This is a genomic window from Inquilinus sp. 2KB_23, from assembly GCF_052115705.1.
Lineage (GTDB): Bacteria > Pseudomonadota > Alphaproteobacteria > DSM-16000 > Inquilinaceae > Inquilinus > Inquilinus ginsengisoli_A.
In genome coordinates, this window is sequence record NZ_JBFRHF010000001.1 from 123,921 (window position 1) to 148,826 (window position 24,906).

Annotated in this window: 29 protein-coding genes and 1 tRNA gene; 7 read left to right on the forward strand and 23 right to left on the reverse strand. The window is 68.9% G+C overall.

Translation table 11 applies throughout. The features are described from left to right. Positions 1 to 35 precede the first annotated feature (35 nt). Both AB4112_RS00560 and AB4112_RS00565 read right to left on the reverse strand, forming a co-directional pair. The gene (locus AB4112_RS00560; RefSeq protein ID WP_441716554.1) at positions 36 to 935 is read right to left on the reverse strand and encodes an SDR family oxidoreductase; all 900 of its coding nucleotides are present in this window, start codon (positions 933 to 935) and stop codon (positions 36 to 38) included. Between the two features lie 37 nt (positions 936 to 972). Further along, positions 973 to 1,713, reverse strand: a complete 741-nt coding sequence (locus tag AB4112_RS00565; RefSeq protein ID WP_309797547.1) for an SDR family oxidoreductase — start codon at positions 1,711 to 1,713, stop codon at positions 973 to 975. Between the two features lie 120 nt (positions 1,714 to 1,833). Here AB4112_RS00565 and AB4112_RS00570 point away from each other — a divergent pair, with 120 nt between their 5' ends. Beyond that, entirely contained in the window at positions 1,834 to 2,745 is a 912-nt protein-coding gene (locus AB4112_RS00570) for a LysR family transcriptional regulator (RefSeq protein ID WP_309797546.1), read from the forward strand. Here AB4112_RS00570 and AB4112_RS00575 read toward each other — a convergent pair whose 3' ends face one another. Together AB4112_RS00575 and AB4112_RS00580 are read right to left on the reverse strand one after the other, a co-directional pair. Continuing rightward, positions 2,746 to 3,237, reverse strand: a complete 492-nt coding sequence (locus tag AB4112_RS00575; RefSeq protein WP_309797544.1) for an Lrp/AsnC family transcriptional regulator — start codon at positions 3,235 to 3,237, stop codon at positions 2,746 to 2,748. A 28-nt stretch (positions 3,238 to 3,265) separates the two neighbouring features. Then, positions 3,266 to 3,988: a haloacid dehalogenase type II gene (locus AB4112_RS00580; protein WP_309797543.1), complete on the reverse strand. Its 723-nt coding sequence runs from the start codon at positions 3,986 to 3,988 to the stop codon at positions 3,266 to 3,268. 255 nt (positions 3,989 to 4,243) lie between these two features. Between AB4112_RS00580 and AB4112_RS00585 the strand changes: the two genes are divergently transcribed. Together AB4112_RS00585 and AB4112_RS00590 are read left to right on the forward strand one after the other, a co-directional pair. Next, complete coding sequence (locus AB4112_RS00585) at positions 4,244 to 5,494, forward strand: aromatic ring-hydroxylating oxygenase subunit alpha (RefSeq protein ID WP_309797541.1); 1,251 nt, start codon at positions 4,244 to 4,246, stop codon at positions 5,492 to 5,494. A 10-nt stretch (positions 5,495 to 5,504) separates the two neighbouring features. Continuing rightward, positions 5,505 to 6,578, forward strand: coding sequence for a hybrid-cluster NAD(P)-dependent oxidoreductase (locus tag AB4112_RS00590; RefSeq protein ID WP_309797538.1), 1,074 nt, complete (start codon positions 5,505 to 5,507; stop codon positions 6,576 to 6,578). On the opposite strand, the gene AB4112_RS00595 is transcribed toward AB4112_RS00590, so the two are convergent. Genes AB4112_RS00595 through AB4112_RS00625 form a run of 7 tightly spaced genes read right to left on the reverse strand, consistent with a single transcriptional unit; the run spans position 6,575 to position 12,967 of the window. Further along, a complete protein-coding gene (locus tag AB4112_RS00595; protein WP_309797535.1) occupies positions 6,575 to 6,877 on the reverse strand; it encodes a hypothetical protein in 303 nt (100 codons plus the stop codon). The genes AB4112_RS00590 and AB4112_RS00595 overlap by 4 nt on opposite strands. A 44-nt stretch (positions 6,878 to 6,921) precedes the next feature. Then, positions 6,922 to 7,503: an NAD(P)H-dependent oxidoreductase gene (locus AB4112_RS00600; RefSeq protein WP_309797534.1), complete on the reverse strand. Its 582-nt coding sequence runs from the start codon at positions 7,501 to 7,503 to the stop codon at positions 6,922 to 6,924. A gap of 3 nt (positions 7,504 to 7,506) precedes the next feature. Continuing rightward, complete coding sequence (locus tag AB4112_RS00605; protein ID WP_309797532.1) at positions 7,507 to 8,913, reverse strand: FAD-binding oxidoreductase; 1,407 nt, start codon at positions 8,911 to 8,913, stop codon at positions 7,507 to 7,509. Beyond that, positions 8,910 to 10,244 carry a cytosine deaminase gene (locus AB4112_RS00610; protein WP_309797531.1) on the reverse strand — a complete coding sequence of 445 codons (1,335 nt, stop codon included), beginning with the start codon at positions 10,242 to 10,244 and terminating at the stop codon, positions 8,910 to 8,912. Before AB4112_RS00610 ends, AB4112_RS00605 begins: the two co-directional genes overlap by 4 nt. A gap of 2 nt (positions 10,245 to 10,246) precedes the next feature. After that, positions 10,247 to 11,116, reverse strand: a complete 870-nt coding sequence (locus AB4112_RS00615; RefSeq protein ID WP_441716558.1) for an ABC transporter permease — start codon at positions 11,114 to 11,116, stop codon at positions 10,247 to 10,249. Beyond that, positions 11,113 to 11,937, reverse strand: a complete 825-nt coding sequence (locus AB4112_RS00620) for an ABC transporter ATP-binding protein (protein ID WP_441716559.1) — start codon at positions 11,935 to 11,937, stop codon at positions 11,113 to 11,115. The genes AB4112_RS00615 and AB4112_RS00620 overlap by 4 nt, the downstream gene beginning before the upstream one ends. A 7-nt stretch (positions 11,938 to 11,944) precedes the next feature. Next, complete coding sequence (locus AB4112_RS00625; RefSeq protein WP_441716561.1) at positions 11,945 to 12,967, reverse strand: ABC transporter substrate-binding protein; 1,023 nt, start codon at positions 12,965 to 12,967, stop codon at positions 11,945 to 11,947. 279 nt (positions 12,968 to 13,246) lie between these two features. Here AB4112_RS00625 and AB4112_RS00630 point away from each other — a divergent pair, with 279 nt between their 5' ends. Continuing rightward, entirely contained in the window at positions 13,247 to 13,639 is a 393-nt protein-coding gene (locus AB4112_RS00630) for a RidA family protein (RefSeq protein WP_309797524.1), read from the forward strand. 11 nt (positions 13,640 to 13,650) lie between these two features. Next, on the forward strand, positions 13,651 to 14,454 hold the full coding sequence (locus tag AB4112_RS00635; RefSeq protein WP_309797522.1) for a creatininase family protein: 804 nt from the start codon (positions 13,651 to 13,653) through the stop codon (positions 14,452 to 14,454). Here AB4112_RS00635 and AB4112_RS00640 read toward each other — a convergent pair. Genes AB4112_RS00640 through AB4112_RS00665 form a run of 6 tightly spaced genes read right to left on the reverse strand, consistent with a single transcriptional unit; the run spans position 14,451 to position 18,589 of the window. Next, positions 14,451 to 15,728, reverse strand: coding sequence for an adenylate/guanylate cyclase domain-containing protein (locus tag AB4112_RS00640; protein ID WP_441716563.1), 1,278 nt, complete (start codon positions 15,726 to 15,728; stop codon positions 14,451 to 14,453). The two genes, AB4112_RS00635 and AB4112_RS00640, sit on opposite strands and share 4 nt — an antisense overlap. Further along, positions 15,718 to 16,110 (reverse strand): DUF971 domain-containing protein, encoded by a 393-nt coding sequence (locus AB4112_RS00645; protein ID WP_309797518.1) that lies wholly within the window; start codon positions 16,108 to 16,110, stop codon positions 15,718 to 15,720. Before AB4112_RS00645 ends, AB4112_RS00640 begins: the two co-directional genes overlap by 11 nt. Positions 16,111 to 16,114: 4 nt before the next feature. Continuing rightward, positions 16,115 to 16,348, reverse strand: a complete 234-nt coding sequence (locus AB4112_RS00650) for a Trm112 family protein (protein ID WP_309797516.1) — start codon at positions 16,346 to 16,348, stop codon at positions 16,115 to 16,117. A gap of 20 nt (positions 16,349 to 16,368) precedes the next feature. Further along, positions 16,369 to 17,022 carry an LON peptidase substrate-binding domain-containing protein gene (locus tag AB4112_RS00655; protein ID WP_441716565.1) on the reverse strand — a complete coding sequence of 218 codons (654 nt, stop codon included), beginning with the start codon at positions 17,020 to 17,022 and terminating at the stop codon, positions 16,369 to 16,371. After that, the gene (trxA, locus tag AB4112_RS00660) at positions 17,019 to 17,933 is read right to left on the reverse strand and encodes a thioredoxin (protein ID WP_441716567.1); all 915 of its coding nucleotides are present in this window, start codon (positions 17,931 to 17,933) and stop codon (positions 17,019 to 17,021) included. The genes AB4112_RS00655 and trxA overlap by 4 nt, the downstream gene beginning before the upstream one ends. A 59-nt stretch (positions 17,934 to 17,992) precedes the next feature. After that, a complete protein-coding gene (locus AB4112_RS00665; RefSeq protein WP_441716569.1) occupies positions 17,993 to 18,589 on the reverse strand; it encodes a prolyl-tRNA synthetase associated domain-containing protein in 597 nt (198 codons plus the stop codon). Positions 18,590 to 18,782: 193 nt separating this feature from the next. Here AB4112_RS00665 and AB4112_RS00670 point away from each other — a divergent pair. Continuing rightward, a tRNA-Gly gene (locus AB4112_RS00670) sits at positions 18,783 to 18,857 on the forward strand. Between the two features lie 528 nt (positions 18,858 to 19,385). Then, positions 19,386 to 20,285: a formate dehydrogenase accessory sulfurtransferase FdhD gene (locus tag AB4112_RS00675; protein ID WP_441716571.1), complete on the forward strand. Its 900-nt coding sequence runs from the start codon at positions 19,386 to 19,388 to the stop codon at positions 20,283 to 20,285. 396 nt (positions 20,286 to 20,681) lie between these two features. On the opposite strand, the gene AB4112_RS00680 is transcribed toward AB4112_RS00675, so the two are convergent. The 6 genes from AB4112_RS00680 to AB4112_RS00705 all read right to left on the reverse strand — a co-directional run bounded on the left by AB4112_RS00680 (position 20,682) and on the right by AB4112_RS00705 (position 24,890). Then, positions 20,682 to 21,281, reverse strand: a complete 600-nt coding sequence (locus tag AB4112_RS00680) for a TorD/DmsD family molecular chaperone (protein ID WP_441716573.1) — start codon at positions 21,279 to 21,281, stop codon at positions 20,682 to 20,684. A gap of 121 nt (positions 21,282 to 21,402) precedes the next feature. Further along, complete coding sequence (locus tag AB4112_RS00685) at positions 21,403 to 22,119, reverse strand: DUF3306 domain-containing protein (protein WP_441716575.1); 717 nt, start codon at positions 22,117 to 22,119, stop codon at positions 21,403 to 21,405. Continuing rightward, complete coding sequence (locus tag AB4112_RS00690) at positions 22,116 to 22,628, reverse strand: DUF3305 domain-containing protein (RefSeq protein ID WP_441716577.1); 513 nt, start codon at positions 22,626 to 22,628, stop codon at positions 22,116 to 22,118. The genes AB4112_RS00685 and AB4112_RS00690 overlap by 4 nt, the downstream gene beginning before the upstream one ends. Further along, entirely contained in the window at positions 22,625 to 23,638 is a 1,014-nt protein-coding gene (locus tag AB4112_RS00695; protein ID WP_441716578.1) for a DUF6352 family protein, read from the reverse strand. Before AB4112_RS00695 ends, AB4112_RS00690 begins: the two co-directional genes overlap by 4 nt. Beyond that, positions 23,635 to 24,171, reverse strand: a complete 537-nt coding sequence (locus AB4112_RS00700) for a DUF6505 family protein (RefSeq protein ID WP_309797504.1) — start codon at positions 24,169 to 24,171, stop codon at positions 23,635 to 23,637. Before AB4112_RS00700 ends, AB4112_RS00695 begins: the two co-directional genes overlap by 4 nt. After that, positions 24,168 to 24,890 (reverse strand): biotin/lipoate--protein ligase family protein, encoded by a 723-nt coding sequence (locus AB4112_RS00705; RefSeq protein WP_309797503.1) that lies wholly within the window; start codon positions 24,888 to 24,890, stop codon positions 24,168 to 24,170. The genes AB4112_RS00700 and AB4112_RS00705 overlap by 4 nt, the downstream gene beginning before the upstream one ends. Positions 24,891 to 24,906 lie beyond the last annotated feature (16 nt).

The window sequence follows — 24,906 nt, forward strand, 5'->3', positions numbered from 1 at the left end:
CCGCCGCGGCAGCCCCGACCCATGGCCTCGCTGGTTCAGCCGTTGATCCGCGGCGACAGCAGATCCTCAAGGCCGATGCGGCGCAGCAGCTCGGCCCGCACCCGGTCGGCGACGCCGTTGACGATCTCGCAGCCATCCTCCGACGGGTCGATATGGGTGCGGAACGGGCGCTTGCCGAAGGGCAGGCCCACCACCCGCACGATCTCCTCGGCCACCGCCGCGGCATCGGCGTCGGCCGGTTCGAGCGCGGCGAGGCCCTTCAGTGCCTGCTCGGGCAGGCCGGCATAGGGCCCCTGGTCGTATTCCGCCGCCCGCGCCGTGTCGGCCGGCTTGCCGGAATGGGCGAAGTGGTTGGTGCCCTTGGTGTAGGCGCCCGGTACGATGATCGAGGTCTCGATGCCCCAGCGCGCCAGTTCGCCGGCATAGCTGACCGCGAGCGAGTCCATCGCCGCCTTGGCCGCGAAATAGGGCGACAGGTAGGGCGGCGTGCCGCCGCGGGCGCTGCTCGACGACACCCAGACGACCAGACCCTTGCCCTGCTTGCGCAGCTGCGGCAGCGCCGCACGGTTGACCCGCTGGGTGCTGAGCACGTTGATGTCGTAGAGCTCGGCGAACTGCTCCGGGCTGAAGGCCTCGGCCGGGCCGAACGACATGTGGCCGGCATTGTGGACCACCACGTCGAGGCGGCCGTTGTCGGCGATGATCTTGGCGATGCCGGCATCCACCGAGTCGCTGGAGGCGACGTCGAGCTCGACGGTGCGGAGGTCGACGCCATGCTCGGCGGCGTAGCGCGCCACCTCGGCCACCTCATGCGCGTTGCGCCCGGTGGTCTCGCGCATCGAGGCGTGGACGGTGTGCCCGGCCTGGGCCAGGGCGCGGGCGGCGAGCGCGCCGAAGCCGCTCGACGCGCCGGTGACGACGATGATCTGCTTCATGGCTGCGATCCTTGCATCGATGACGTGGCGCGGGTGGTCAGATGATGCCGCCGTTGGCGCGCAGGGTCTGGCCGTTGATCCAGGCGCCGTCGGGGCCCGCCAGGAAGGCGACGGTCGAGGCGATGTCCTGGGGCTGGCCGAGGCGTTCGAGCGGGGCCGCCTTGGCCAGGCGGTCGATGACCTCCTGCGGCTTGCCGTTCAGGAACAGGTCGGTGGCGGTCGGCCCCGGGGCAACGGCGTTGACGGTGATGGCGCGGCCGCGCAGTTCCTTGGACAGGACGCTGGTCAGCGCCTCGACCGCCGCCTTGGTGGCGGCATAGACGCCGTAGGTCGGATGCAGCAGGCCGGCCTGGCTGCTCGAGAAGTTGATGATCCGGCCGCCGTTGCGCAGGCGGGTCGCGGCCTGCCGCAGCGTGTTGAACGTGCCGCGGATGTTGACGTTCATGAGGCGCTCGAAGGTCGCGTCGTCGGTGTCGGCGATGGTGGTCAGCGCCATGACGCCGGCGTTGTTGACCAGCACGTCGATGCCGCCGAAGGCCGTCTCCGCCGCGTCGAACATGCGCCGCACGGCATCCGCGTCGCTGACATCCGCCTTGGCGGTCAGCGCGCGGCCGCCCTTGGCCTCGATCTGGCGCGCCAGCGCCTCGGCCGGGGCGGCGTTGCCGGAGTAGTTGATGACGACGGTGAAGCCGTCCGTGGCCAACCGCTCCGCCACCGCGGCGCCGATGCCGCGGGAGGCGCCGGTCACGATCGCCACCTTGTTGGTTTCCTGGGCCATTTTTCGTCTCCTCATCGTCGGCTGCGGGTGTCCGCGTTCGATGAAGATAAGATGGACCTTTTCAGTTTCCGGATAATCCAGCAGTATTCGGCATCACAATCCGGAAATGACAAACAATCCATGGACAGGTTCGACGCCATGCGGGTGTTCACGCGGGTGGTGGAGCGGCGCAGCTTCACCCTCGCGGCGCAGGATCTCGGCCTGCCGCGTTCGACCGTGACCGACGCGGTGAAGCAGCTCGAGGCGCGGCTCGGCGTCCGGCTGCTGGAGCGGACGACGCGGCATGTCAGCCCGACGCTGGACGGCGAGGCCTATCACCGGCGCTGCCTGTCGCTGATCTCCGATCTCGAGGACGCCGAGGCGGCGTTCGGCGGGGCCAAGCCGAAGGGTCTGCTGCGGGTCGACGTCCACGGCACGCTGGCGCGCCATTTCGTGCTGCCGGGGCTGCCGGCCTTCCTGGCCGAGTATCCGGACATCGCGCTGTACGTGAGCGAGGGCGACCGGCTGGTCGATCTCATCCGCGAAGGCATCGACTGCGTGCTGCGGGTCGGCGACCTGCAGGACAGCGACATGATCGGGCGGCGGGTGGCGATGCTGGACGAGATCACCTGCGCCGCGCCGTCCTACATCGAACGCTTCGGCCGGCCCGAGGCGATCGACCGGCTGGACGGCCACCGCATCGTCGGCTTCCGCTCCTCGGCGACCAACGCCCTGATGCCGTTCGAATTCACGGTCGACGGCGTGGTGCGCAGCCTGGTCCTGCCCGCCACCGTCTCGGTCAACGGCGCCGAAAGCTATGTCGCGGCGGCCCGGCTCGGGCTGGGGATGATCCAGGTGCCGCGCTACCATGTCGAACCGGATCTCCAGCGCGGGACGCTGGTGCTGGTGTTGGACCACTGCCCGCCGCCGCCGGTGCCGGTGTCGCTGCTGTATGCCCGCAGCCGGCAGCTGTCGCCGCGGGTCCGGGTCTTCATCGACTGGCTGGTCGGCGCCTTCGCGGCGCATCGCGCGGCCCAGCCCGGCGCCGCGTGACTATTCGCTGTCGGACCGCAGCAGGCGGTGCAGCGGCGCCGCCTGGCGCAGGATCGGCGACTTGATCACGATGTAGCTGAAGTACTTCTCGATGCCGATGCGGCGGTCCAGCAGCGCCTCCATCACCTGCTGGTAATGGGCGATGCTGCGGGTCAGGAAGCGCAGCAGGTAGTCGTAGCCGCCGCTGACCAGGTGGCACTCCAGCAGCTCCTCGACCGTGCCCAGCCCGGCCTCGAAGCGGATGAAGTCCTCGCGCCGGTGGTCGCTCAGCGTCACCTCGGTGAACACGGTCACGGTCTCGGTCAGCTTCGACAGGGCGATGCGGGCGCCGTAGCCGGCGATGTAGCCCGCCGCCTCCAGCCGTCGCACGCGCTGCAGGCAGGGGCTGGGCGACAGCCCGACCGCCTCGGCCAAGGCGGCGTTGGTCATCCGCCCATCGGCCTGCAGCCGGGCCAGGATGGCGATGTCGATCCGGTCCAGCTTCGGCGCCATCCTGTCCTCGTCCGATCGGCCGCGGGACTTAGCCCCGCAGCGCTTCCTGATGAGCTTTTGCCAGTTCCGCCATGCTGGTGAAGCGGAAATCGACCTTGGGCTCGGTCGCCGGCCGCATCGTGGCGCCGAAGCCGCCCTCGGCATGGCGCCGGTGGATCCAGCAGGTGGCCAAGCCGGCCGCGGTCGCCGGCTCATGGTCGTGGAACAGGCTCTCCGCCGTGTGCAGCACCTCGCTTTTGGCGATGCCCAGGCTGTCCAGCTTCTCCTGCATGTAGTCGAAGTTGCGGGCGGCGGGCTTGTAGCTGCCGACGTCCTCGGCGGTGTAGATCGCGTCGAACTCGACCTGCAGCCGGACGTTGCTGAGGGCGAAGCTGGCATTGTCGACATTCGAGAGGATGGCCAGCTTGTAGTACTTCTTCAGATACTGCAGGGCGCCGGCGGTGTCGGCGAAGGCCGGCCAGTCCTTGACCGAGCGGCCATAGGCCTGCGCCTCCTCCCAGCTCGCCGCCACGCCCCATTCCTCGGCCAGGCGCTTGTAGACCAGGGCCAGCAGCTCGCTGTAGCGCCGTGCCGGGGTCCAGCGCTGTTGCGCCGATTCGTGGCGGGCATGGGCTTCCAGGATCTGGTCGCGGGTCAGCGGGCGGCCGACCCGGGCGGTCAGCGGCGCCAGCGCCGTGACCATGCCGGTCTCCCAGTCGATCAGCGTGCCGTAGCAGTCGAAGGTCAGGATCTTGAAGTCGGTCAGCTTCATGGCGCGTCTCCGGTGTCGATATCCCCGATGATGCGCGGGCGGCGCCGGCAGGGGCTGCGCAATCGCGCCGGGCGGCGGCAGGAGATGGCGAAGTCCGGCCCGCCGGCAGCAGGAGATGCCGCGCCGGCCGGGCGACCATCCGGTGTCGCGGTTGCGTCAGGCGGTGTCGGCTGCGGAGCGGGTGCGGGTCCCGAGTCGCGCGATGGTCGGGGGCGGATGATGATCCCACCTGGAGCCCGCAGGAGAGAGCTGGAAATGGAAGCGCGTTCGGCCATGTTGATGGATCTGATGACCCGGGCGCCGGGCTTCAGCCTGAAGCGGGACTTCTACACCAGCCCCGCCTATCACGCGCTGGACCTGGAGCACATCTTCTACAAGGAATGGCTGTTCGTCGGCCATTCCTGCGAGATGACGCGGCCGGGCGACTTCACCACCGTCCAGATCGGCGAGTACCCGGTGATCCTGGTGCGCGGACGCGACGGCGCCATCCGCGCCTTCCACAATGTCTGCCGCCACCGCGGCTCGCGCCTGTGCACCGACGAGCGCGGCTCGCGCCCGCGGCTGGTCTGCCCCTACCACCAGTGGACCTACGACCTCGAGGGCAAGCTGATCTTCGCCCGCGACATGATGAACGAGATCGACCCGGCGCAGTTCGGGCTGCGGCCGGTGGCCTGCGGCGAGGTGGCCGGCTGGATCTTCATCTCGCTGGCGGATGAGCCGCGCGACTTCGAGGTGTTCCGCCGCATGGTGGAGCCCTACATGGCGCCGCACCGGCTGGCCGAGGCCAAGGTCGCCCACAGCTCGACCATCATCGAGAAGGGCAACTGGAAACTGGTGATGGAGAACAACCGCGAATGCTACCACTGCTCCGGCAACCATCCGGAGCTGTGCCGCGTCTTCTCCGACCAGCCGACCCTGACCAGCGGCCACGACCAGATGGGCGAGGACGACACCATCCTGTCGCATTGGCAGCGCTGCGAGGCGATGGGCCTGCCCAGCCGGTACCAGATCTCGCCCGACCACCAGTACCGGGTGATGCGGGTGCCGTTCCTGCGCGACGCCCAGTCGATGACCATGAACGGCCAGCCCGCGGTGCGCCGCCCGCTCGCCGATTTCCCCAGCGGCGCGCTCGGCTCGATGCTGCTGTACCACTATCCGAACAGCTGGAACCACCTGCTGTCCGACCACGCGCTGAGCTTCCGCGTCCTGCCGATCAGCCCGACCGAGACCGAGGTCACCACCAAATGGCTGGTGCACAAGGATGCGGTCGAAGGCGTCGACTACGACCTCAAGGCGCTGACCGAGGTGTGGGTGGCGACCAATGACGAGGACCGCCGGATCGTCGAGGAGAACCAGCGCGGCATCCTGTCCCCCGCCTATGCGCCCGGGCCGTATTCCCGGCTGCACGAGGGTGCGGTGATCCAGTTCGTCGACTGGTACGCCGATGCCCTCGCCGGCCGGCTGGGCGGCGGCTCCGCCGTCGCCCCGATCCGCGACGTGGCCTGAGGGGCGGGGCGTGGCCGGTGCGGTGACGGAACAGCCGAAGCTGTGGAACGCGAAGACGGCGCGGCTGCGCTGCGTCGGCATCCGCGAGGAGGCGCCTGATGTCCGCACCTTCCGCTTCGAGGCCGAGGACGGCAGCTGGTTCGCCTACCGCCCCGGCCAGTTCGTGACGCTGGAGCTGCCGGTGGGGCCGGAGCCGGTGCTGCGCACCTACACTTTGGCCTCGACCCCGTCGCGGCCGCACCACGCCAAGATCACCGCCAAGGTCCAGCCGGGCAGCGTCGCCACGCGCTGGCTGTTCGATCATCTCAAGCTCGGCGACCGGCTGACCGCGCATGGCCCCACCGGGCGGTTCTCGCTGGTCGACCATCCCGCCGACCGCTACCTGTTCCTGTCGGCCGGCAGCGGCGCCACGCCGATGATGTCGATGGCCCGCTGGCTGTTCGACACCGCGCCGCAGACCGACGTCACCTATGTCCATTTCGCCCGGCGGCCGGAGGACCTGCTGTTCCGGTCCGAGCTCGGCTACATGGCCGGCGCCGCGGCCGGGCTGCGGCTGCGCTTCGTCGTCACCGGCGCGCCGGAGGGCGAGGGCTGGAGCAGCGGCCGGCTGGACCCGGCGCTGCTGTCGGTGCTGTGCCCCGACCTCGGCGACCGCGCGGTGTTCTGCTGCGGCCCGGACCGCTTCATGGACGCGGCCCGGCGGCTGGCCGGCGACCTCGGCGTGCCCGCCGCGCGCTGGCATGAGGAAAGCTTCGGCGCCACCCCGGCGCCGGTGCCGGTGGCGTCGCCGATCACCGCGCCGTCCGACGCCGCGGGCGAGGGCATGCAGGTGTCGTTCACCCGCTCCGGCCGCAAGGCGCCGCTGCTGCCGGGCCAGACCATCCTGGAGGCGGCGGAGGGCTGCGGCCTGCGCATCCCCACCGCCTGCCGCCAGGGCCTGTGCGGCACCTGCCTGGTGCGCAAGCTGTCCGGCCAGGTCCGGATGGAGCATATGGGCGGCATCGCCGATGACGAGATTGCCGAGGGCTGGATCCTGGCCTGCTGTTCGCAGGCCGAGACGGCGCTGGTCGAGGTCGAGGTCTAGCCGGGCCGGAAGCGCCATTTCCGCTCGATGGCCGCGGCCAGGTCCAGCCGGTTGTGGCGTGCGAACAGCAGGACATGGCCCAGCAGATCCGCCGTCTCGTCCGTCAGGGCTTCCCGCAGCTCCGCTTCCGACCGGCCATGCGTGCGTCCCCGCCCGGTCAGCCTGTTCCAGACCTGGGTCAGCTCGCCGAGCTCCTCATGCAGCTTGAGCACGAACCAGTCGGGATCGCGGGTCAGGCCGTTGGCCTCGCTGTATTTCAGCGACGCCTCCTCGAACTGGTCTCTCAGCCTGTCCAGCACGGCGGCACCTCGGTTTGTTTGCGATAACCTGTCAGACGTGCGCCTCACAGGCGGTCGGCCGCCTGGACCACCTTGGCCAGGAAGGCGTCGCGGTCGGCTTCGGTGGCCCGGTTCATGCCGTAGAGTGCGAGGTAGCGCACCGGCGACCAGGGGCGGATCATGCCGCGCAGCCAGCGCCGCACCAGCTTGCGCGGCGGGTCGCCCATCAGGGCGCTGGCCCAGCGCGTGCCGCCATAGGAGACCACGGCGGTCAGCGACCGGATGTGCTGCAGGTTCGGCCGCGCCCGGCCGTCCACCATGCGGAACGACACGCCGGGCAGCATCACCCGGTCGAAGAAGCCCTTCAGGATCGCCGGGAAGCCGAAATTCCACACCGGCGCCATGATCACCAGCGCCTCGGCCCGCAGCAGGCGGTCGACATCCGCCTCCACCGCCTGGCGGTTGGTCGCGAGGTCGTGGTAGCGCAGCCGCTCCTCCCGGCTCAGCACCGGGTCGAAGCCCTCGGCGTAGAGGTCGCAATCGTCGACCTCGTGCCCGGCCCGGCGCAGCGCGCCGACCATGGCCAGGTGCAGCGCGGCATGGAAGCTGGTCTCGACCGGATGGGCGAACAGCACCAGGACGCGCATGGGTCAGGCCGTCGCCTGCAGCCCCGGGAACAGGTAGGTCCGGCCGGAATTCAGATCGTAGTTCGGGTCGTCCCAGCCGATCATCTTGCCGGGGTTCAGCAGCCCCTGCGGGTCGGTCTCGCGCTTGAATTCCAGCTGCACCGCGTCGGTGCGCTTCATGCCGCCCTCCTCCAGCGTGTAGCGGTGCGGGTTGAAGATCAGGCAGCCATGGTCCTCATGGATGCGGATGATCTCGTCCAGCCGTTCCTCGCTGGTGAAGCGCACGATGGGCAGGCCGGAGCAGGTGACGTTGCCGTCGAAGCGGATCACTTCGAGATGCCCCGGCACCTCGTCGTCGAAGATCTTCGTCATCTCCTCGACCAGCCGCAGATGGTCGGGGAAGGGGTACAGGACCTGCAGGTAGGTGATGGTCGGGTCGATCTTGATCGCCCGCAGCGTGGTGTGGTTCCAGGTCAGCTCGTACAGCGGCGGCAGGCCCTTCTTCTCCTCGTCGGTCGCAGTGTCGGCGCGGAACAGCACCTCGCCCTTCGACCGCTTCATGAAGGCCTCGAAGCCGCCCATGGCGAAGTCGGCCACCATCAGCAGCACCACCGACTGGTCGGGGCGCACGAATTTGCGGTGCTTCAGGAAATACTCGTAGGGCACCGGGGCGGCGACCGGCGCGATCTCCTTCACCAGCAGGCCGTCGGCCCGGCCGATCTCCTCGCCGAAGCGCACCGCGTCCATCCAGTCGTCGAAGCCGACCACGACGTCGACCCAGTCCGGCGCCGCGGTCAGCGGGATCTCGACCTCGGTGATGATGCCGTTGGTGCCATAGGCGTGCAGCGCCTTCAGCAGGTCTTCGCCGGACAGGTCGAGGATTCGCGGCTCCGCCTCCATCGTCACCAGCTTCAGCCGCATGACGTTGCCGAGGTTGCGCAAGCCGCCCCAGCGGATCGAACCGACGCCGCCGGACCCGCCGGCCAGGAAGCCGCCGATCGTCGCCATGCGGTAGGTCGACGGGAACAGCCGCATCTCCTGCCCGACCTTGGCCCGGGTCTGCGCATCCATCTGCGCCAGGACCGCGCCGGCCTCGGCCGTCACCGCGCCGGGGCGGATCGCGGTGACCGCGTTCATCCGGGCCAGGTTCAGCACCATGCCGCCGGACAGCGGCATGGCCTGGCCGTAATTGCCGGTGCCGGCGCCGCGCGGCGTCACCGGCACGCCATGGGCATGGGCCGCCTTCAGCGCCTGCACCACCTCGGCCTCCGAGGTCGGCGACACCACGATGTCGCCGGTGACGTGCTCCAGCTGCCGCTTCAGCACCGGCGAGTACCAGAAGAAGTCCTGGCTCTTCTGCTTCACCAGCACCGGGTCGTCGGTGACGCGCAGCCCCTCCAGGTCGCGCTTCAGCGCGGCGAGATCGGTCATCGGGCCTCTCCTTCGGCGGGCGCCAGCAGGGCGTCGAGCTCGCGGTAATCCGGCAGCGTGGTGTCGATGGCGCGGCCGGCGCGGATCACGATCCGGTCGGCCTGGGGGCGGGACAGCAGCTCGGTCCAGCGGCGGGCGCGCAGCAGCACCAGGTCGGCGCCGCCGCCCGCGGCCAGGCGGCCGAACTCGGGCCGGCCCAGCACCTCGGCCGGGGTCGCGGTCACCGCACGTGGCCAATCGCCGACCGGGTGGTCGAGATGCAGGATGCGCGTCGCCTGGGTGTAGACCTCCAGCGGGTCGAGATCGCCATAGGCGTAGAACGGGTCGCGGGTGTTGTCGGAGGAGACCACGACCGGGATGCCGCGCGCCTTCATCTCGTGCAGCAGCGTCACCCCGCGCCAGCGCGGCGTCGCGCCACTGCGGCGGTCCTGCAGGTACATGTTGCACATCGGCAGCGACACGATGGCCAGGCCGGCCTCGGCCACAAGGTCCAGCGTGCGGTCGATGACGTCCTCGGGCTGCCGGGCCAGGGAACAGCAATGGCCGACCAGCACCCGGCCGCGGTAGCGGTGGCGGATCGCGGCTTCGGCGATCATCGCCAGCGACCGTACCTCCGGATCGCCGGTCTCGTCGGCGTGGAAGTCGAGGTCCAGCCCATGCTCGATCGCGTGGCGGAATATCCGGTCGATGCCGGCCTCGATGCCCGGGACCATGTAGGTGACGGCGCCCAGCATGCCGCCATGGGTGCGCACCGTATCGCTGAGGTTGTCGAAGTAGGGATCGTCCAGCAACCGGTCGATGCCGACCAGGGCCGTGCCCTGCAGCTCGATCCGTCCCGCCCATTCAGCGCGCAAAGCCGCGAAGATCGGCCAGGAGACGGAATGCTGTGGCGGGTCGCTGTCGATATGGGTGCGGATCAGCCGCGTGCCATGGGCGAAGGCGCTGCGCAGGCTGAACTCCATCCGCGCCCGCACATCCGTTGCCGACCAATGCGCCGCCCTGTCCCCGCGCACGGCGGTGAGTGCCCCGTTGAAGCTGCCGTCCGGGTTCGGCGCGCGCGGCCAGATGTGGCCCTTGTCGAGATGGGTGTGCGCCTCGACGAAGGCCGGCCACACCATGCCGCCGTCGAGGTCCAGCGCCGGCAGGGCGGCGCCGTCGGGGTCGGGGCTGCCGGCCGGGCGGATCGCGGCCAGGGTGGCGCCGTCGATGGTCAGGTCGGCCCGGGCCAAGCCTTCGGCGTCCGGCGCCAGGGCGGTGCCCTCGACCAGGCAGGCGGGCACCGTGGCGTTGGTCAGGCGGTAGCGCGCGGCGGCGGGCAGGGTAGCGAACATGCTCAGTTCTCCCGCCGGATGGCGCTTTCATGCCAGCGTCGCAGCAGCAGGTGCGAGACCAGGCTGGTCAGGGCGAAGATGGCGATGCCGGTCAGGGTGATCAGCAGCAGCGCCGCGAACAGCCGCGGCACGTTCAGCCGTCGCCCGGCCTCCAGGATGCGGAAGGCCAGGCCGGACTGGGCCCCGGCCGATCCGGCCGCGAACTCCGCCACCACCGACCCGATCAGCGCCAGACCGCCGCCGATCCTGAGGCCGGTGGTGAAGTAGGGCAGGGCGGCGGGGATGCGCAGGTGCAGCAGCGCCTGCCAGCGCGACGCACCGTACAGCTCGAACAGGTTCAGCAGGTTGTGGTCGGTGCTCTTCAGCCCCTGGGTCATGTTCGACAGGATCGGGAAGAAAGCGACGATGAAGGCGCAGATCAGCAGCACCGATTCGGTCGACGGCGCGTAGATGATGATCAGGGGGGCGATGGCGACGATCGGCGTCACCTGCAGCACCACGGCATAGGGGTAGAAGGCCAGCTCCAGCCAGCGCCACTGCACGAACAGGATCGCCAGCGCCACGCCGCCGACCAGCGCCGCGGCCAGGGCCGCGAAGGTGATGCCGAGCGTGACCTCCAGCGCCGAGGACAGGATCGGCCAGTCGGTGACCAGCGCCGCCAGCACCTGGGTCGGCGCCGGCAGGATGTAGTGCGGCACCTGGTAGGTGACGACATACCACTGCCACAGCGCGATGAAGGCGGCGAAGGCGATCCCCGGCACCGCGATGCGCGCCGCCAGCTTGCCGACGCGCCCCGGCTCGGCCCGCCGCGCCGCCTCGATCGCGGCGGCATCCTCGGCGGCGTCGCCGGCCTGGAGCTCGGCCTGGGTCATTTGGATTCCGCCGCCACCATGATGGCCCTCATCAGCGCGTCGGAGACGGTGCGGCAATGGGCGTTGTAGGGCGCGGACAGGCGGTAGTCGTTGCCGCGGGGATAGGGTGCGTCCACCGCCACCTCCTCGATCACGCGGCCCGGCCGTGCCGCCATCACCACGATCCGGGTGGAGAGGTAGACGGATTCGAACACCGAATGGGTGACAAAGACGATGGTCCATTTCTGGCCCTGCCACAGCCGCAGCAGGTCGTCGTTCAGTTTGATCCGGGTGATCTCGTCCAGCGCCGCGAAGGGCTCGTCCATCAGCAGCAGCTTCGGCCGGGTGACCAAAGCGCGGGCGATCGACACCCGCATCTTCATGCCGCCCGACAGTTCGCGCGGATAGGCGCCGGCGAAGCGGTCGAGCCCGACCATCGCCAGCGCGTCCATCACCCGGTCGCGCGCCGCCGCCTGGGACAGGCCCTTCAGCCGCAGCGGCAGCCAGACATTCTTGAACACCGTGGCCCAGGGCATCAGCGTCGGCTCCTGGAACACGAAGCCGATCTCCCGCTCCGGGACCCCCACTGCATCATGGCTGGCGCCCGGCCAGTCGATGGTGCCGGCCGAGGGTGTGCCCAGCCCGGCGACCAGCCGCAGCGCCGTCGACTTGCCGCAGCCGGACGGGCCCAGCAGGCTGACGAACTCGCCCTCGCGGATGTCGAGGGTCATGGCGGACAGGGCGAGCGTGCCGCTGGCGAAGCGCTTGGATACGCCGTTCAGCGAGACCAGCGCCCGCTTTGGCCCGGTGACCGGGCTTTCCGGGGCTGGGGAGACGGCCAAATCCACCTCAGCCGCCGGCGAGCTTCTTGTAGACGTCGAGACCGACGCCCTTGCAGACGAATTGGGTGGTGAAGGCCTTGCCGACATCCAGCCCCGGCTCCAGCACCCCGGCCTTGACCATCTTGTCGTAGAAGCCCTGGTAGCGCGCCGCCGTCATGCAGCCGATGCCCTGGGTCTCGGCCTCGTCGGCGATGATGATGTGGTTGGCCTTCAGCTGCGCGATGCCGAAGGCGATCTGCTCATCCGTCATCTCCGGATTGTCCCGTCTGATCAGCGCATTGGCGGCCGCGTTGTCGCCGTATAGGTAGTTGTACCAGCCGATGGCGGTGGCATCGACGAAGCGCTGGACCAGATCCGGGTTCTTGTCGACCAGCGACTGCTGCACCGAGATCGTGGTCGAATAGGGGTCGAAGCCGTAATCGGCGAGCAGGAAGACCTTCGGCTTCCAGCCGGCCTGCTTCTCGATGTCGAGCGGCTCCGAGGTCAGATAGCCCTGCTGCGCGGAATTCGGGTCGGCGATGAACGGGGCGGGGTTGAAGGTGTAGGGCTTGTACTGCTCGTCCTTGAAACCGGGATAGGCCGATTTCAGCCAGCGGAAATAGCTGTCATAGCCATCGCCGGACAGGAACAGGGTCTTCAGCTTGGCCAGGTCCTCCAGCTTCTCCAGCCCCTGGTCGGGATGGGCCAGCAGCACCTGCGGGTCCTTCTGGAAGATGGCGGCGACATTGACCGTCGGCACGCCCTCCTTGACCGCGTCGAAGGCGTCCAGGGTGCCGCCCATGTAGAAATCGATCTGTCCAGCCACCAGCCGCGCCCGGTTCGCCGCCTGCGGCCCACCCTGGGCGATGGTGACCTCCAGCCCGAACTTGGCGTAGGTGCCGTCGGCCACCGCCTGGTAATAGCCGCCGTGCTCCGCCTGGGCCAGCCAGTTGGTGCCGAAGGTGACCTTGTCGAGCGCGAAGGCGGAGGTCGCGGCAAGCCCGGCCGTCAGGCCGAGGGCGAGGCCGAGGACCCGTCCGAAGAGCTGCATGAAGCCGATCCCGTTCTTGTGTCGTTGATGGGCACCATCGAAGACAGGATGCAACGGCCATGCCATCCGCCCCTGGTACGCGGGCCGGGACCGCCTGACCGAAGACCTGCAGGACACATGCTGCGCATGGAGGCTTGGGGCGGCCCCGCAGCCGGGGAAACCCCGTCCGTCCATTGCCTATTTTGACGGCAGCCTAGCCGAGATTTCCGGCACCCGGCAACCTTGTCACCGGCCCGCCGCCGCCTTACCGTGCCGTTGCTTTTGCGGGAGACGAAACCCTTGTCGCGCCCCATCACCCCCACCGGAATCCGGCCACCCTTCGCCCGCTACAGCCATGCCGTCGAGGTGCCGGCTGGCCACCGCCTGCTGTTCTGCTCCGGCCAGCTCGGCATCGGCCCGGACGAGGCCGTGCCCGGCACGGTCGAGGGCCAGACCGAGCGCTGCTTCGAGAACATCCGCGCCATCCTGGCGGCGGCGGGGCTGGACCTGTCCCACATCATCCGGATCAACGCCTATGTCACCGGGCGGGAGCATCTCAAGGGCTACATGGCGGCGCGCGACCGCTTCGTCGCCGACCCGCCGCCGGCCTCGACCCTGATGATCGTCTCCGGCTTCGCCCGGCCGGAATTCTTCGTTGAAGTCGAGATCGTGGCCGCTGGGCCTGCCGTCTGAAAGGATTTCCGATGCTGCCGAAGCGCCACTGGCACGAGATGACGACGCTCGACTTCCGCGACGGCGGGACGGAGGGCTGGATCGCGGTGCAGCCGGTCTGCGCCATCGAGCAGCACGGCCCGCACCTGCCGGTCTACACCGACACCTGCATCGCCGAGGGCATGGTGCGGCGGGTGCTGGAGCTGCTGCCGGAAGATCTGCCGGTGACGCTGCTGCCGACCCAGGCGGTCGGCAAGTCGAACGAACACATCGCCTCGCCCGGCACCCTGACGCTGTCCTGGGAGACCCTGACCCAGCTCCTGATCGAGATCGGCGAGAGCGTGCGGCGGGCCGGGGTGCGCAAGCTGATCCTGATCAATTCGCATGGCGGCAACGTGCCGATCCTCGACGTGGTGGCGCGCGAGCTGCGGGTCCGGCATTCCATGCTGGCGGTGCATTCGGCCTGGTCGCGCTTCGGCAACCCCGAGGGGCTGTTCCCAGCGGAGGAGGCGACCTACGGCATCCATGGCGGCGACATGGAGACCTCGGTCATGCTGCATCTGCGGCCCGACCTGGTGAAGATGGACCTGGCCGCGGATTTCCGCTCGACCCAACTGGAGTTCATCCAGGAGTTCGCGCATCTCCGGGCGCACGGCATCTCGCAGTTCGGCTGGATGGCGCAGGACCTCAACCCCGGCGGCGCGGTCGGCAACGCCGCCCGGGCGACGGCGGAGAAGGGGCGGCAGGTCGTCGACCACCAGGCCGCCGCCTTCGTTGCCCTGTGCCGCGACGTGCACGGCTTCGATTTGGCGCGGCTGTGGGAGGCGGGTGCCTAGACTGGCGTGAACACTTCGACCGGCGCTCGCACGCCGCGCAGGGTCTGGGGGCCGAGGCAGCGGAAGCGGTCCGGCGCCGCCAGGGCTTCGACGAAGCGCTGGCTGATCACCATCGGCACATCCAGCGCGCCGCACAGATGCTCCAGCCGGCTGGCCTCGTTCACCGCCGGGCCGATGATGGTGAAGTCCAGCCGCTGGCCGGATCCGACATTGCCGTACAGCACGTCGCCGACATGCAGGGCGACGTCCAGCGTCATCACCGGCTCGCCGTCGCCGGCGCGGCGGACATTGATCGCGGCGATGCGGGCCAGCGCCTCGGTCGCTGCCGCCAGCGCCCGGCCGCAGGTCTCGGCCGGGTCGTCTTCGGCAAAGGCGAAGGTGGCCAGCAGGCCGTCGCCCATGAACTTCAGCACCTGGCCGCCCTGGGTCTCGATCGGCGTCGCCAGCGCGTCCAGATAGTCGTCCAGCATGGTCACCAGCTGGTCGCGCGGCATGGCGTCGGCCAGGGCGGTGAAGCCGCGCAGGTCGCCGACCAGGATCGCCGCCGAGATGGTCTGGACCGAGCCGCGGCGGATCTCGCCACGCATCACCCGCTGGCCGACATCGCGGCCGAGATAGGTGCCCAGCACGGTGCGGAAGGCGGCAAGGTCGATGCCGATGCGGATGGCGGCGCCGAAGGTCGGCATCAGCTCGTCGATCGCCTCCACCTCCTCCGCGGTGAAGCCGCCGCGCCGGTCGGTGGCCAGGCTGACCACCGCGCCGCTTTCCAGCGGATGCAGCAGACCGTCGGCCGAGAACGGGATGACGAAGCAGAGGTAGTCGGTGGCGCCGGCATCGCGGAAGGCGCCCAGGACCGGGAACTGCTCCACCCCTTCGTCCCGCTCCAGCCGGTAGCGGGTCAGCGGCACGATGTCCTCGGCACGCGCCGTGGCGGGGTCGCGGGCCGCCTCGCGGGCCCGGACGATGGCGTCGTAGATCGGGCTGTCGCGCGACACCCGGCTGAACGACCCATGGCCGTATTCCTCGAGTTGCCGGCCGCCGTCGCTGGTCCAGGTCAGGCCGATCGCTTCCATCTGCGGATGCAGGGTCGAGACTGAGAGATGGGCCCGCCACAGCGGAATGCCGGCCTTCAGCAGGCGGTCGGCGAAGCCGGTGGCGACGTCGGGCACCGGCCCGGCCATCAGCGCCTGGTTGCCCAGCCAGCGCCGCAGCCCGGCCAGCGTCGCCGCGACCGGCTGGCGGCCCGGGACCGGCGCATCAAGCTCAGCGGTCACGTGACAGCCCTCGGGCCTCCAGTGCGGCGAGGTAGCCCCGCCACAGCTCGTCCTGCCGGCTCGCCATGTCGTGGAGATAGGTCCAGGAATAGAGGCCGGTGTCGTGGCCGTCGTCGAACACCAGCCGCACCGCGTAGTGGCCGACCGGCTCGACGCCCGTGATCGCGACGTTGCGCTTGCCGCCGACGATGGTCTTCTGCGACGGGCCGTGGCCCTGGACCTCGGCGGACGGGCTCTCGACCCGCAGCAGCTCGGCCGACAGGGTGACGTGCAGCCCGTCGTCGAAACGGATCTCCAGCACGCGCTCGGCCCGCTTCAGCCGGATCTCGACCGGCCGAGACACGCTTCCAGTCAGGGGCGGGCTGCCCAGATTGCCGGCCATGGGCTCAGCGCCGCGCGTCGGGGTCGAGCGGCCGGGCCTCGTCGATCAGCATGATCGGGATGCCGTCGCGGATCGGATAGGCCAGCCGCGCCTGGTCGGAGATCAGCTCCTGCGCCTTGGCGTCGTAGCGCAGCGGCGATTTGGTCAGCGGGCAGACCAGCATTTCCAGCAGGCGCGGGTCGACCGCCGCGGGCAGGCTGGCGGCGGGGGTGACGGGGGTCTCGGGGGTGTCGCTCATGGCCGGTTCCGGATGCTCTGTCAGTGGCGCACCTGGCCGGCATCGCCGCCATGGATCGCCATCCGGATGATCGATAGCATGAGATCAGTGCGCTCGCAGAGATCCTTCGCCTCCAGCAGTGCCTGCTTCTCCTGCGGCTCGAACGGGCAGATCATGGCCAGCGAGGTCACCAGCCGCTCGTCGGGGGTCTGGCCGATCGCCTCCCAGTCGGCGGACAGGCCGGCCACCCGGAAGTATTCGGTCAGGGCCTGGTCCAGCCCGGCGCGGTTGATCTCGGCCGCGGCCGGGGCGGCCATGTCGGCGGCGAAGCCGGTCCAGTCCGGCCGCACCCGGCGGTAGCCGCGCCGCTCCTCCAGTTCCGCCGCCACCCGGAACCGGCACAGCCCGGTCAGGGTGATCAGGTAGCGGCCGTCATCGGTCTCGTCGAAGCTGGTGATCCGGCCAGCGCAGCCGACGGTGTAGAGCGGGGGCGCCGCCGCGGATTCGGTGCGCGGCTGGATCATCCCGATCAGACGGTCGGCGGCCAGCGCATCCTCGATCATGGCGAGGTAGCGCGGCTCGAAGATGTTCAGGGGCAGAAGGCCGCGCGGCAGCAGCAGGACCCCGGGCAGGGGGAAGACCGGCAGGTCGGTGCCGAGGTCCTCGAAGCTGGGCGCGCGCGGCCCCCTCTTCATGAAAACAGGAGCGAGGACAGCCGCCGCCGGCCGGACAGGGTCAGCGGATCGGTCGGGCCCAGCGCCTCGAACAGCTTGACCAGCTGCTTGCGCGCCGCCTGTTCGTTCCACTCGCGGTTGCGGCGGAACAGTTCCAGCAGCTCGTCCACCGACTCCTCCTGCTGGCCGGCGCCGTACAGGGCGGTGGACAGCTCGTAGCGCGCCTCGTGGTCGTCGGGGTTGGCGGCCAGGCGCTGGCGCAGCCCGGCCAGGCCGGCGATGGCGCCGGCGCTCTGCTCCGCCAGCTCCAGCGCGCTCTTCGCCGCCTGCACCTCGGCATGCTGGGCCAGTTCGGGGGTCAGGCTCTCCAGCAGCTGCTTGGCCTGATCGGTCTCACCCAGCGCGATCAGGCTGCGCAGCAGGCCGGCGACCGCGGCACCGCTGTCCGGCGCATGCGCCAGGATGTGCTGGTAGATGCCGGCCGCCTCTTCGGCATTGCCGCCATCGAGCACGGTCTTGGCCTCGGCCAGCAGCTGGTCGACATGGTCGTGGTCGTCATGCCCGGCCAGCTGCACCAGCTTGTCGACGAACGCCTTGACCTGGCTTTCCGGCACCGCGCCCATGAAGCCGTCGACCGGCCGGCCCTGGTAGAAGGCATAGACCGTGGGCACCGACTGGATGCGCAGCTGCGCCGCCAGGGCCTGGTTCTGGTCGATGTCGACCTTGACCATCCGGACCTTGCCCTGGGCGGCCTGGACCTGCTTCTCCAGGATCGGGGTCAGCGTCTTGCACGGGCCGCACCAGGTGGCCCAGAAGTCGACGATGATCGGCGCCTCCATCGAGGCCTCGATCACGTCGGCGCGGAAGCCGGCGGTGCTGCTGTCCTTGATCGCCGGGGCGGTGCCGGCGGCGGCGTTGATGAGGGCGTCCATGGCGTTGTCCCAGGTCTGGTATTGATCTGTGCCGAAGGGCGGGGGCGGCAAGCGGGGCGTCAGCTCCCGGCAGACTCTGGTTCAGCCGGCAGGGTGACGGGGTCGAGATCGACGATATGGGGTTCGTGGCCGCAGCTCGCAATGAAGCCCAGCAGCCCGGCCGGCTCGATCGCCGTGGTCATGGTGTTGACCAGCGGATGGAAGTGCAGGGTGCCGTGCCGCATCATCCCGGAATCCAGCACGATGGTCACCCGCCGGTCGGCGTCATTGATGATGGCGAAGGGCGTGACCGAGCCGGGGGTGACGCCGAGCGAATCCATCAGCCGATCGGGCGACCCGAAGGACAGGCGCCCGGCGCCGAGCAGGTCACCCAGGCCCTTGAGGTCGATGCGCCGCTGCTCCTCGCACACGACCAGCCATTCCTGGCCCTTCTTGTTGCGCAGGAACAGGTTCTTGGAATGCCAGCCCGGCAGCAGGCCGCGCAGGTGGCGCGATTCCTCGACGGTGAACACCGCCTCGTGCTCATGGGTGCTGACGGCGAGGCCCAGCGACCGCAATCGCGCGAACAGGTCTTGCGGCGTGGCGCGGGGGCGGCCGGCGGTTTCGGCGGCGGGCGCGTCGGCGCGGGCGGGGGTGTTGGTGTCGGGCGCGGTCATGGCCCCGGTGTTATACGAGCCTGCCGTCCCGCTTCCAAGCCCACCCGCCCGGGGCGCGCCCATGCGCTGGAAGCACCGGGTGCCGCCGCGTCTCCGGGCGTCGGAAATTTCGGCATTTAGGTGCTTGCAAATCCCGTGGCATCGGATATAACCCGCCACCTCGGACGGCGCTGCGGCGCCGGACGGCGCCAGAGCGGGCGTAGCTCAGGGGTAGAGCACAACCTTGCCAAGGTTGGGGTCGAGGGTTCGAATCCCTTCGCCCGCTCCAGTTTTTCGGGAAAATCAGTGCGTTAGGATGAGGCTGCGATGGCGGTCTCTTCGCGCTTTTGGCGCTGACACCACCGTCATGCGCCTCGAAATGTCTCCTGAGCCCGGCGCAATACGGCCGCAAATGCTGCATTCTCCGCTGATCTGGCGGTTGCCTGCGGTCCGAATGCCGCAAAGTCGCTCGTGCGTCACAGGTGAAGGGCCATCGTGTTGATTGGCCGACCGAAGCCCTGCTGGATCTCCACGGAATCGGGCGCCGGCGCACTGCCGGGCTTCTTTGGTACTGGGCTTCCACGACACGAATCGACGCAGGCCGCCGCTGAAGCTTAAAATGGGCAGCGGCGATGTATCTCCATCTTGCCGTGGGCGATGCAACGTCGGCACACAGATGATGCCCGTGTTTCGGTCGCGGCGAGGCGATAGCGGGCGCCTTCAATGCTTTTCCGACGGAGGGAGCAGACATGCTGACGTCGCTGACCGAGCCTGGGCCGGACATGATGGTCGATTTCATCCCCTGCGGTGAAATGGCGTGACCGGCAAGCTCGTAGCCCCCGCAAGCCTCGTGATCCGGCCGAACCCAGCCAATCCGAGCCTTACCCGTTCGATCGACGGCATCGATCACGCTGGCGCCAAAGTCAATGTCACGGTCCCGGTCGAGCGTCCACTGACCTTGTTCCTCAACAGCCGAGAGATCGTCACGATGATGACGGTCGGAGACTATCCGGACTGTCTGGCGGTGGGATACCTGCTCAATCAGAACATGCTGCGACCCGATGACGAAATCACCGCCATCGAGCACGACGATGATCTGGAAGTCGTCGTCGTACGGACCGCCCGCGAGACCGACTTCGAGGACAAGCTTCGCAAGAAGACGCTGACCTCAGGATGTGCCCAGGGTACGGCTTTCGGCGATCTTCTGGAAAATTTTGCTGCGATCACGCTCGGCCGTGAGGCGGAGTTGCGCGTTTCCTGGCTCTATAGTCTGGGCCGGGCAATCAACCTGACGCCGAGTCTCTATCTGGAAGCGGGCGCTATGCACGGCTGCGTGTTGTGCGAGCGTGATGCCCCGCTCGTCTATATGGAAGACGTCGGACGGCACAACGCGATCGACAAGATCGCCGGATACATGTTCCTCAACGGTATTCGGCCAGAGGGAAAGCTCTTCTACACGACCGGGCGCCTGACGTCCGAAATGGTCATCAAGATCGTCCGCATGAGGATCCCGATCCTGATCAGCCGCTCGGGCTTTACGGCCTGGGGGGTCGACCTCGCGCGGCAAGCGAACCTTACGCTGATCGGCCGAGCAAAAGGCACCCGGTTCATCGCGCTGAGCGGCACTGAGCGCATCGTCTTCGATGCCGACCCAGCGGCGATCGATGCCGACTCTTCGAGATCCCAGGGCAAGGAGCGTCGTGAAGACGATACGTGACCATGGGCTCGCCGTGGTTCTGGTCGGAACAGCGATCGGTGCTTCTTCAAGCACATCAGGAACAAATCGTTGGAACGGGCTTGGCTGGTGGCAGGGGCGCACGGGGGTCAAAGATGCCGTGCCAAAGAGCCATATCTTGGCGCCGTCAGCCTCGCCTCAGCACTGCTGTGTTTGCCCCTTCTCCAACGAAGCCTAGTTCCGGACGCTCGACTCGGCAAATGCGCTCGAAACTGGTTCCTGCACGAATTGGTCCAGCACAGCAGCGGCGCCAACAGCAATGATGACGGCTACTAAACATGCTACCAAGAAGCTGCGCACAACCTTTCTCCTCATTCCTGACGTCGTCGACTCAGAGGGGGAAGCCCCACATTGCCAAGGCATGCTTTCGCAGACTGGTTAAGCCGGCAATCTGAATGCCTCGATTTCGATCTCCGTGAAGACTCGGCCCAGCCCACCAACGGCTGCATAGAACGTCGCCGGCCCGGTCTGTTCGAGGTCCGCAAAGAAGCGTCCGATCCACGGCGCGAGGTGCGTCTCGAAAATGTCACGCTCCGTTCCGACCGGAGCGGCGATCCGGCCGCCGGCGAGGCCTGCCATGATTTCAAGGAGCATGGCGGCATGATCCTCGGGTTCTGATTGTCCCTCCGCCGGCACGATCGCGAGCGGTTGCAGAACATCCCGCAGCCGCGCGAGGGGGCGACCGTACAGAGAGCCCGTCAAGTAATAGGATGCGTAGGGAAGCAGCCCACCGCGCCCGAGCCCGCTGAAGAGGTCGAAATACTCCCGTTGGACCTCTTTGGCGTCGGTCCGGGCGGCAGCCTGCCCGAGCGCCGCATGCGCGATGCCGAGCGGGCTCGCATCGCCCTGCAGGCCGGCCAGGCTCTCGATCATGGCCGCGTCGGGGCATCGCGCCAGCAATGTCGAGAGCAACGCGTATTCCTGCTCGCGCGCCCGATCGATCTCGTCGACGGCATGGGCTGCGGGTTCGTCGCGCATGGCCTCCTGAGAGCCCGGATCCCGCATCTGCTCGATCCTTCAAGGATTCCGTACAATTCCGCCCGGACGCTAGAACCCGGGCGGGACGATCGTCAACGGCGTGCGCGTGGAGCTGCCGAGGTCATTTGGGCATGGCGCTCCCGTGCGGACGGCGATTGCGCCGTACGCCCGGTTCTGCGGCGCCCGACTCTGCGGCGGCGTGTCGATCTGCCGCCGCGATCTCCGCCCCATGGCGCTCCTGCTCGCGCCCGACCGCATGCGGACTGCCGGGATCGTCTGCCGTGATCGCGACCCCCGGTCGGACGTCGTCGGCCTCGACGCGGCGGCCATCGGTGGCCGGCGACGCCGCGGGACGAGCGGGGGCGACGACTTCGGTGATCCGGCCCACGGCATCGTCCGTTGTGCCCATGATCCTGGCAAGGAGCCCCGGAACGTCGTCGGCGGCGGTCAGCGGTCCGAAGCCTGGGATCGCGGTCGGGTCGTTAAAATTCCACTGGTTTTCGGCGATCCCGATGAAGTCTCGGATTGTCGGATCGGCGACCCAGGCGCGGCGCAGGGCAGCGCGCGTCAGGTCTGCCGGGACGCCGGACTGCAGGAACGAACGGATGTCGGTGCCGACGGATATCGATTCGATCGGCGGCAGGCTGGCCGGGTCGAAGACCAGCGGACCGGGCGCGTTCGTTTCGGTCGGCACGGCCGTCTCTGCATCCGCACCGACAGGCTTCGCCGCGACGGCATCCGATTTGAGAGGCAGAGGGGCGGGCTCGGAGTCCGTCCTGCTGCCGGCCTCCTCTTTCAGCCGCGACCAGCGTGACATGAAAGGTTCAGGCGCGCTCATTCGCCCCCCTCTTGGCCGTCGTCGCGCCCGGCATGTCCATCCGTCGAAGCCCGATCGCGCCGGCGTTTCACGAAGGGCCGCTCGACATGGTGCTCGGCGATGAAATCAGCAAGCTTCCCGGCGATGATGGGCGGCATGGGCACGGCCTCGACCAGATCGTTGCCGGCGTCCGTGAAAGCCTCGCCCTCCGCCGGATCGGCCGTCACGGTGAGAACCTCATAGGCCGGCTCAGACTTGGTCGGGCGCAGCACCACCCACAGCAAGGGTGCGCCGGAAGCCAGATTGGCGCGATAATTGACCGTTTCCGTCCGGTGCAGTTCGATCACGGCCTCGCCTGCGTAGAACATGGCCGCCGCCGGCCCAGCGCTGATCTGCGTCCAGGGCGCCGCCGAGGGGTTCCCGGGAAGGACCGAGACCGGGCGCCACAGGAAATCGAGCCACGGACTCATCGCCTTGCGGCGCTCCACGATGACGCCCACGGGAATGCGTGCGAGCGCCGTCTCCCTCACCGTGCCGCCTCCCGTTGCCGGATCGGAAGGCCGGTCACGAGATTCTGCGGTTTCAGTCGCAGCACCTTGTCGGCCGTTATGGCAACGATGAGATACACCGGTTCGCCCCTGAGCTCCTCGATCACGTCTCTCGGGTCCTCGAAAACCAGCCGATAGAGGCCGATCACGCGGGCCCGCGCCGCTTCGTCGAGATCGTCGCCGTTCCACAGCGCATCGCCGATACGCGTCGCATCGGGATCCAGGCCAACATACCACCTCAGCGGCACGTCCCGCAGCTCGATCATGGGCTCGATCGCGACATCGATCGCGAGCAGATGGGCGATCCAGCGTGCAACGACGTCGCCGAGCGCCGCGAGCCCGCGCCGGCCGGTCGTGAGATCGAGCGCCATGTCGAACCGGTCGCTGCGATCCCAATAGCCGCCGTCGTTGGCATCGCTGAGCACGTCGATCTCGGCCGCCGTCGGCAATCCCAGCAGCGAGACCAGCGGCGACAGCGGCCGGCCGCCGAGGCCGGACACGGTCTCGTCATCGGCGGCCACGAGCGAGCCCTGGTGCAGGGCAAGCCGTTGCGGCCGGAAGAACATCTCGGCTGCCCGCAGCTCGAAAGCGTCGTCGCAGCCATCCAGTGCGTTTCGCAGGATCACCTGCACCAGCTGGTCGATGAAGAGATGCGGAAATCTGAGCCCACGCCGGACGAGGTCGAGATAGCCCGCCTCCAACGTCTGGTGATCCAGGAGATGGTCGCGCCAGGCGATCATCAGCTCCCAGTTCTGGCGCGCGTCGGCATCGGCGATCGCCGCGATCTGCGACGGCGTGACCGCCTGGCGCGGCCGGTCCAGCAGAATGCTGCGAAGACTGTGTTCTGCCGGGCACGCGTCGGGCGGCGGCGCGAGCTCCGGTCGGGCCAGATAGGCTTTCAGGAATTCGTCCGTGACCACCAGCCCGCCGCCCGGGCCGCGATCCAGCAGATGATGGCCGCAGGAGAGCCAGAAGTCGCGCCGCGCGTTCAACGGCGTTCCCCTTTCGCGAGGCCCGCGAGATCGACCTCCTCCGCCGCTTCTTCCGCGTCCGTCATCGCCGTGAAGTCGAAGGCGCGCGCCGGCTTCAACCGGTTGGCGGGGTGCAGGCTGCGAAACGCCTCGTGGATCGACCCGTTCTCGTAGCGGCGCGATACGGCTGCCAGCATTCCGGTGGGGTGATCGCAGAGCGAGGCGGCGAAGGCGACCTCCTCCTCCGCCGCCGGCCGCGCGGTCCGCAGATCGGGGGCACCGAAGCTCTCGACCAGGCGCTTGGCCAGGGTTTCCACGGCCTCCGCTCGGTCCGTCTCGCTTGCCTCGACGATCTGCGCCAATGTCGACCATCCGAGCGAAGCGATGCCGAGAAAGCCCGCCCGAAAGGCGGCACGGGCGCCGCCCACGAGTGTGGCCGGGTCGATGCGTGCAAACGCGAAAGCGCCCGACACTGCCCATTCCCCAGGCTCCGCCGCCCTCTCGAACACGAATGTGTCCGAGGGATCGGCCCGAATGGTTCGCAGCAGTTTCACGTGCGCAGCCCTCCGCTCGCCGGGTCGAGCCATGTCGGTGCGGCGAGCGCTTCCGCCAGGGAACGGCGATCGGGCAACCGCCCGTCGAGCCGGCGTAGCACCAAGTTGCCATTGTCGTCGATGGCGGGTGTGGCGCCTCCCTCGCATCCGAGATGCGCGAGATAGCTGTCCGCCACCACGCCGAAGCCGTCCGTCTGCCATTCGTCTATGGCGGCGGCGAAATGGCGCGCCCACGACTCGACCAGCCGGGCGGGATGCGGCCCGTCGATGCCCTGGTCGTCAGACGCCTCGGCCACCCTCGCCATCGCGCCGAGCACGAGCCAGTCCGGCAGGCTGTCTTCATCCGCCGCCGCCGGCCAGGCGAGACGCACGCCACCGGCCAATGCGCCATCGACATGAAGCGCATCAGGCCAGGCGAAGGTGATCAGCCGGTGCGGCGGCGCATCCGCCGCCAGCGCCGCTCTCAGGGCGATCAAGCCGGCATAGAGCGCGCGGCGCGCTGTCGCAAGCGGCTCCTCCGGCTCGAGGACCACCGCGAATTCCGCAATGTCGAAGCGGCCGACATGGACGAGCGTGCCTGCGCCTTCGTGGGCCGCGACGGTCGTGGCATGGGCAAACGCATCGCCCGCCTCCCTGAGCCTCACGAGGCGGAAGGGAGGCGGCAGATCAAGCCCAGACGGTGGGGGCAGGCGCCCCCGGCGGCGTGCCTCGATCGGCACAGGACCTCCAGGATTT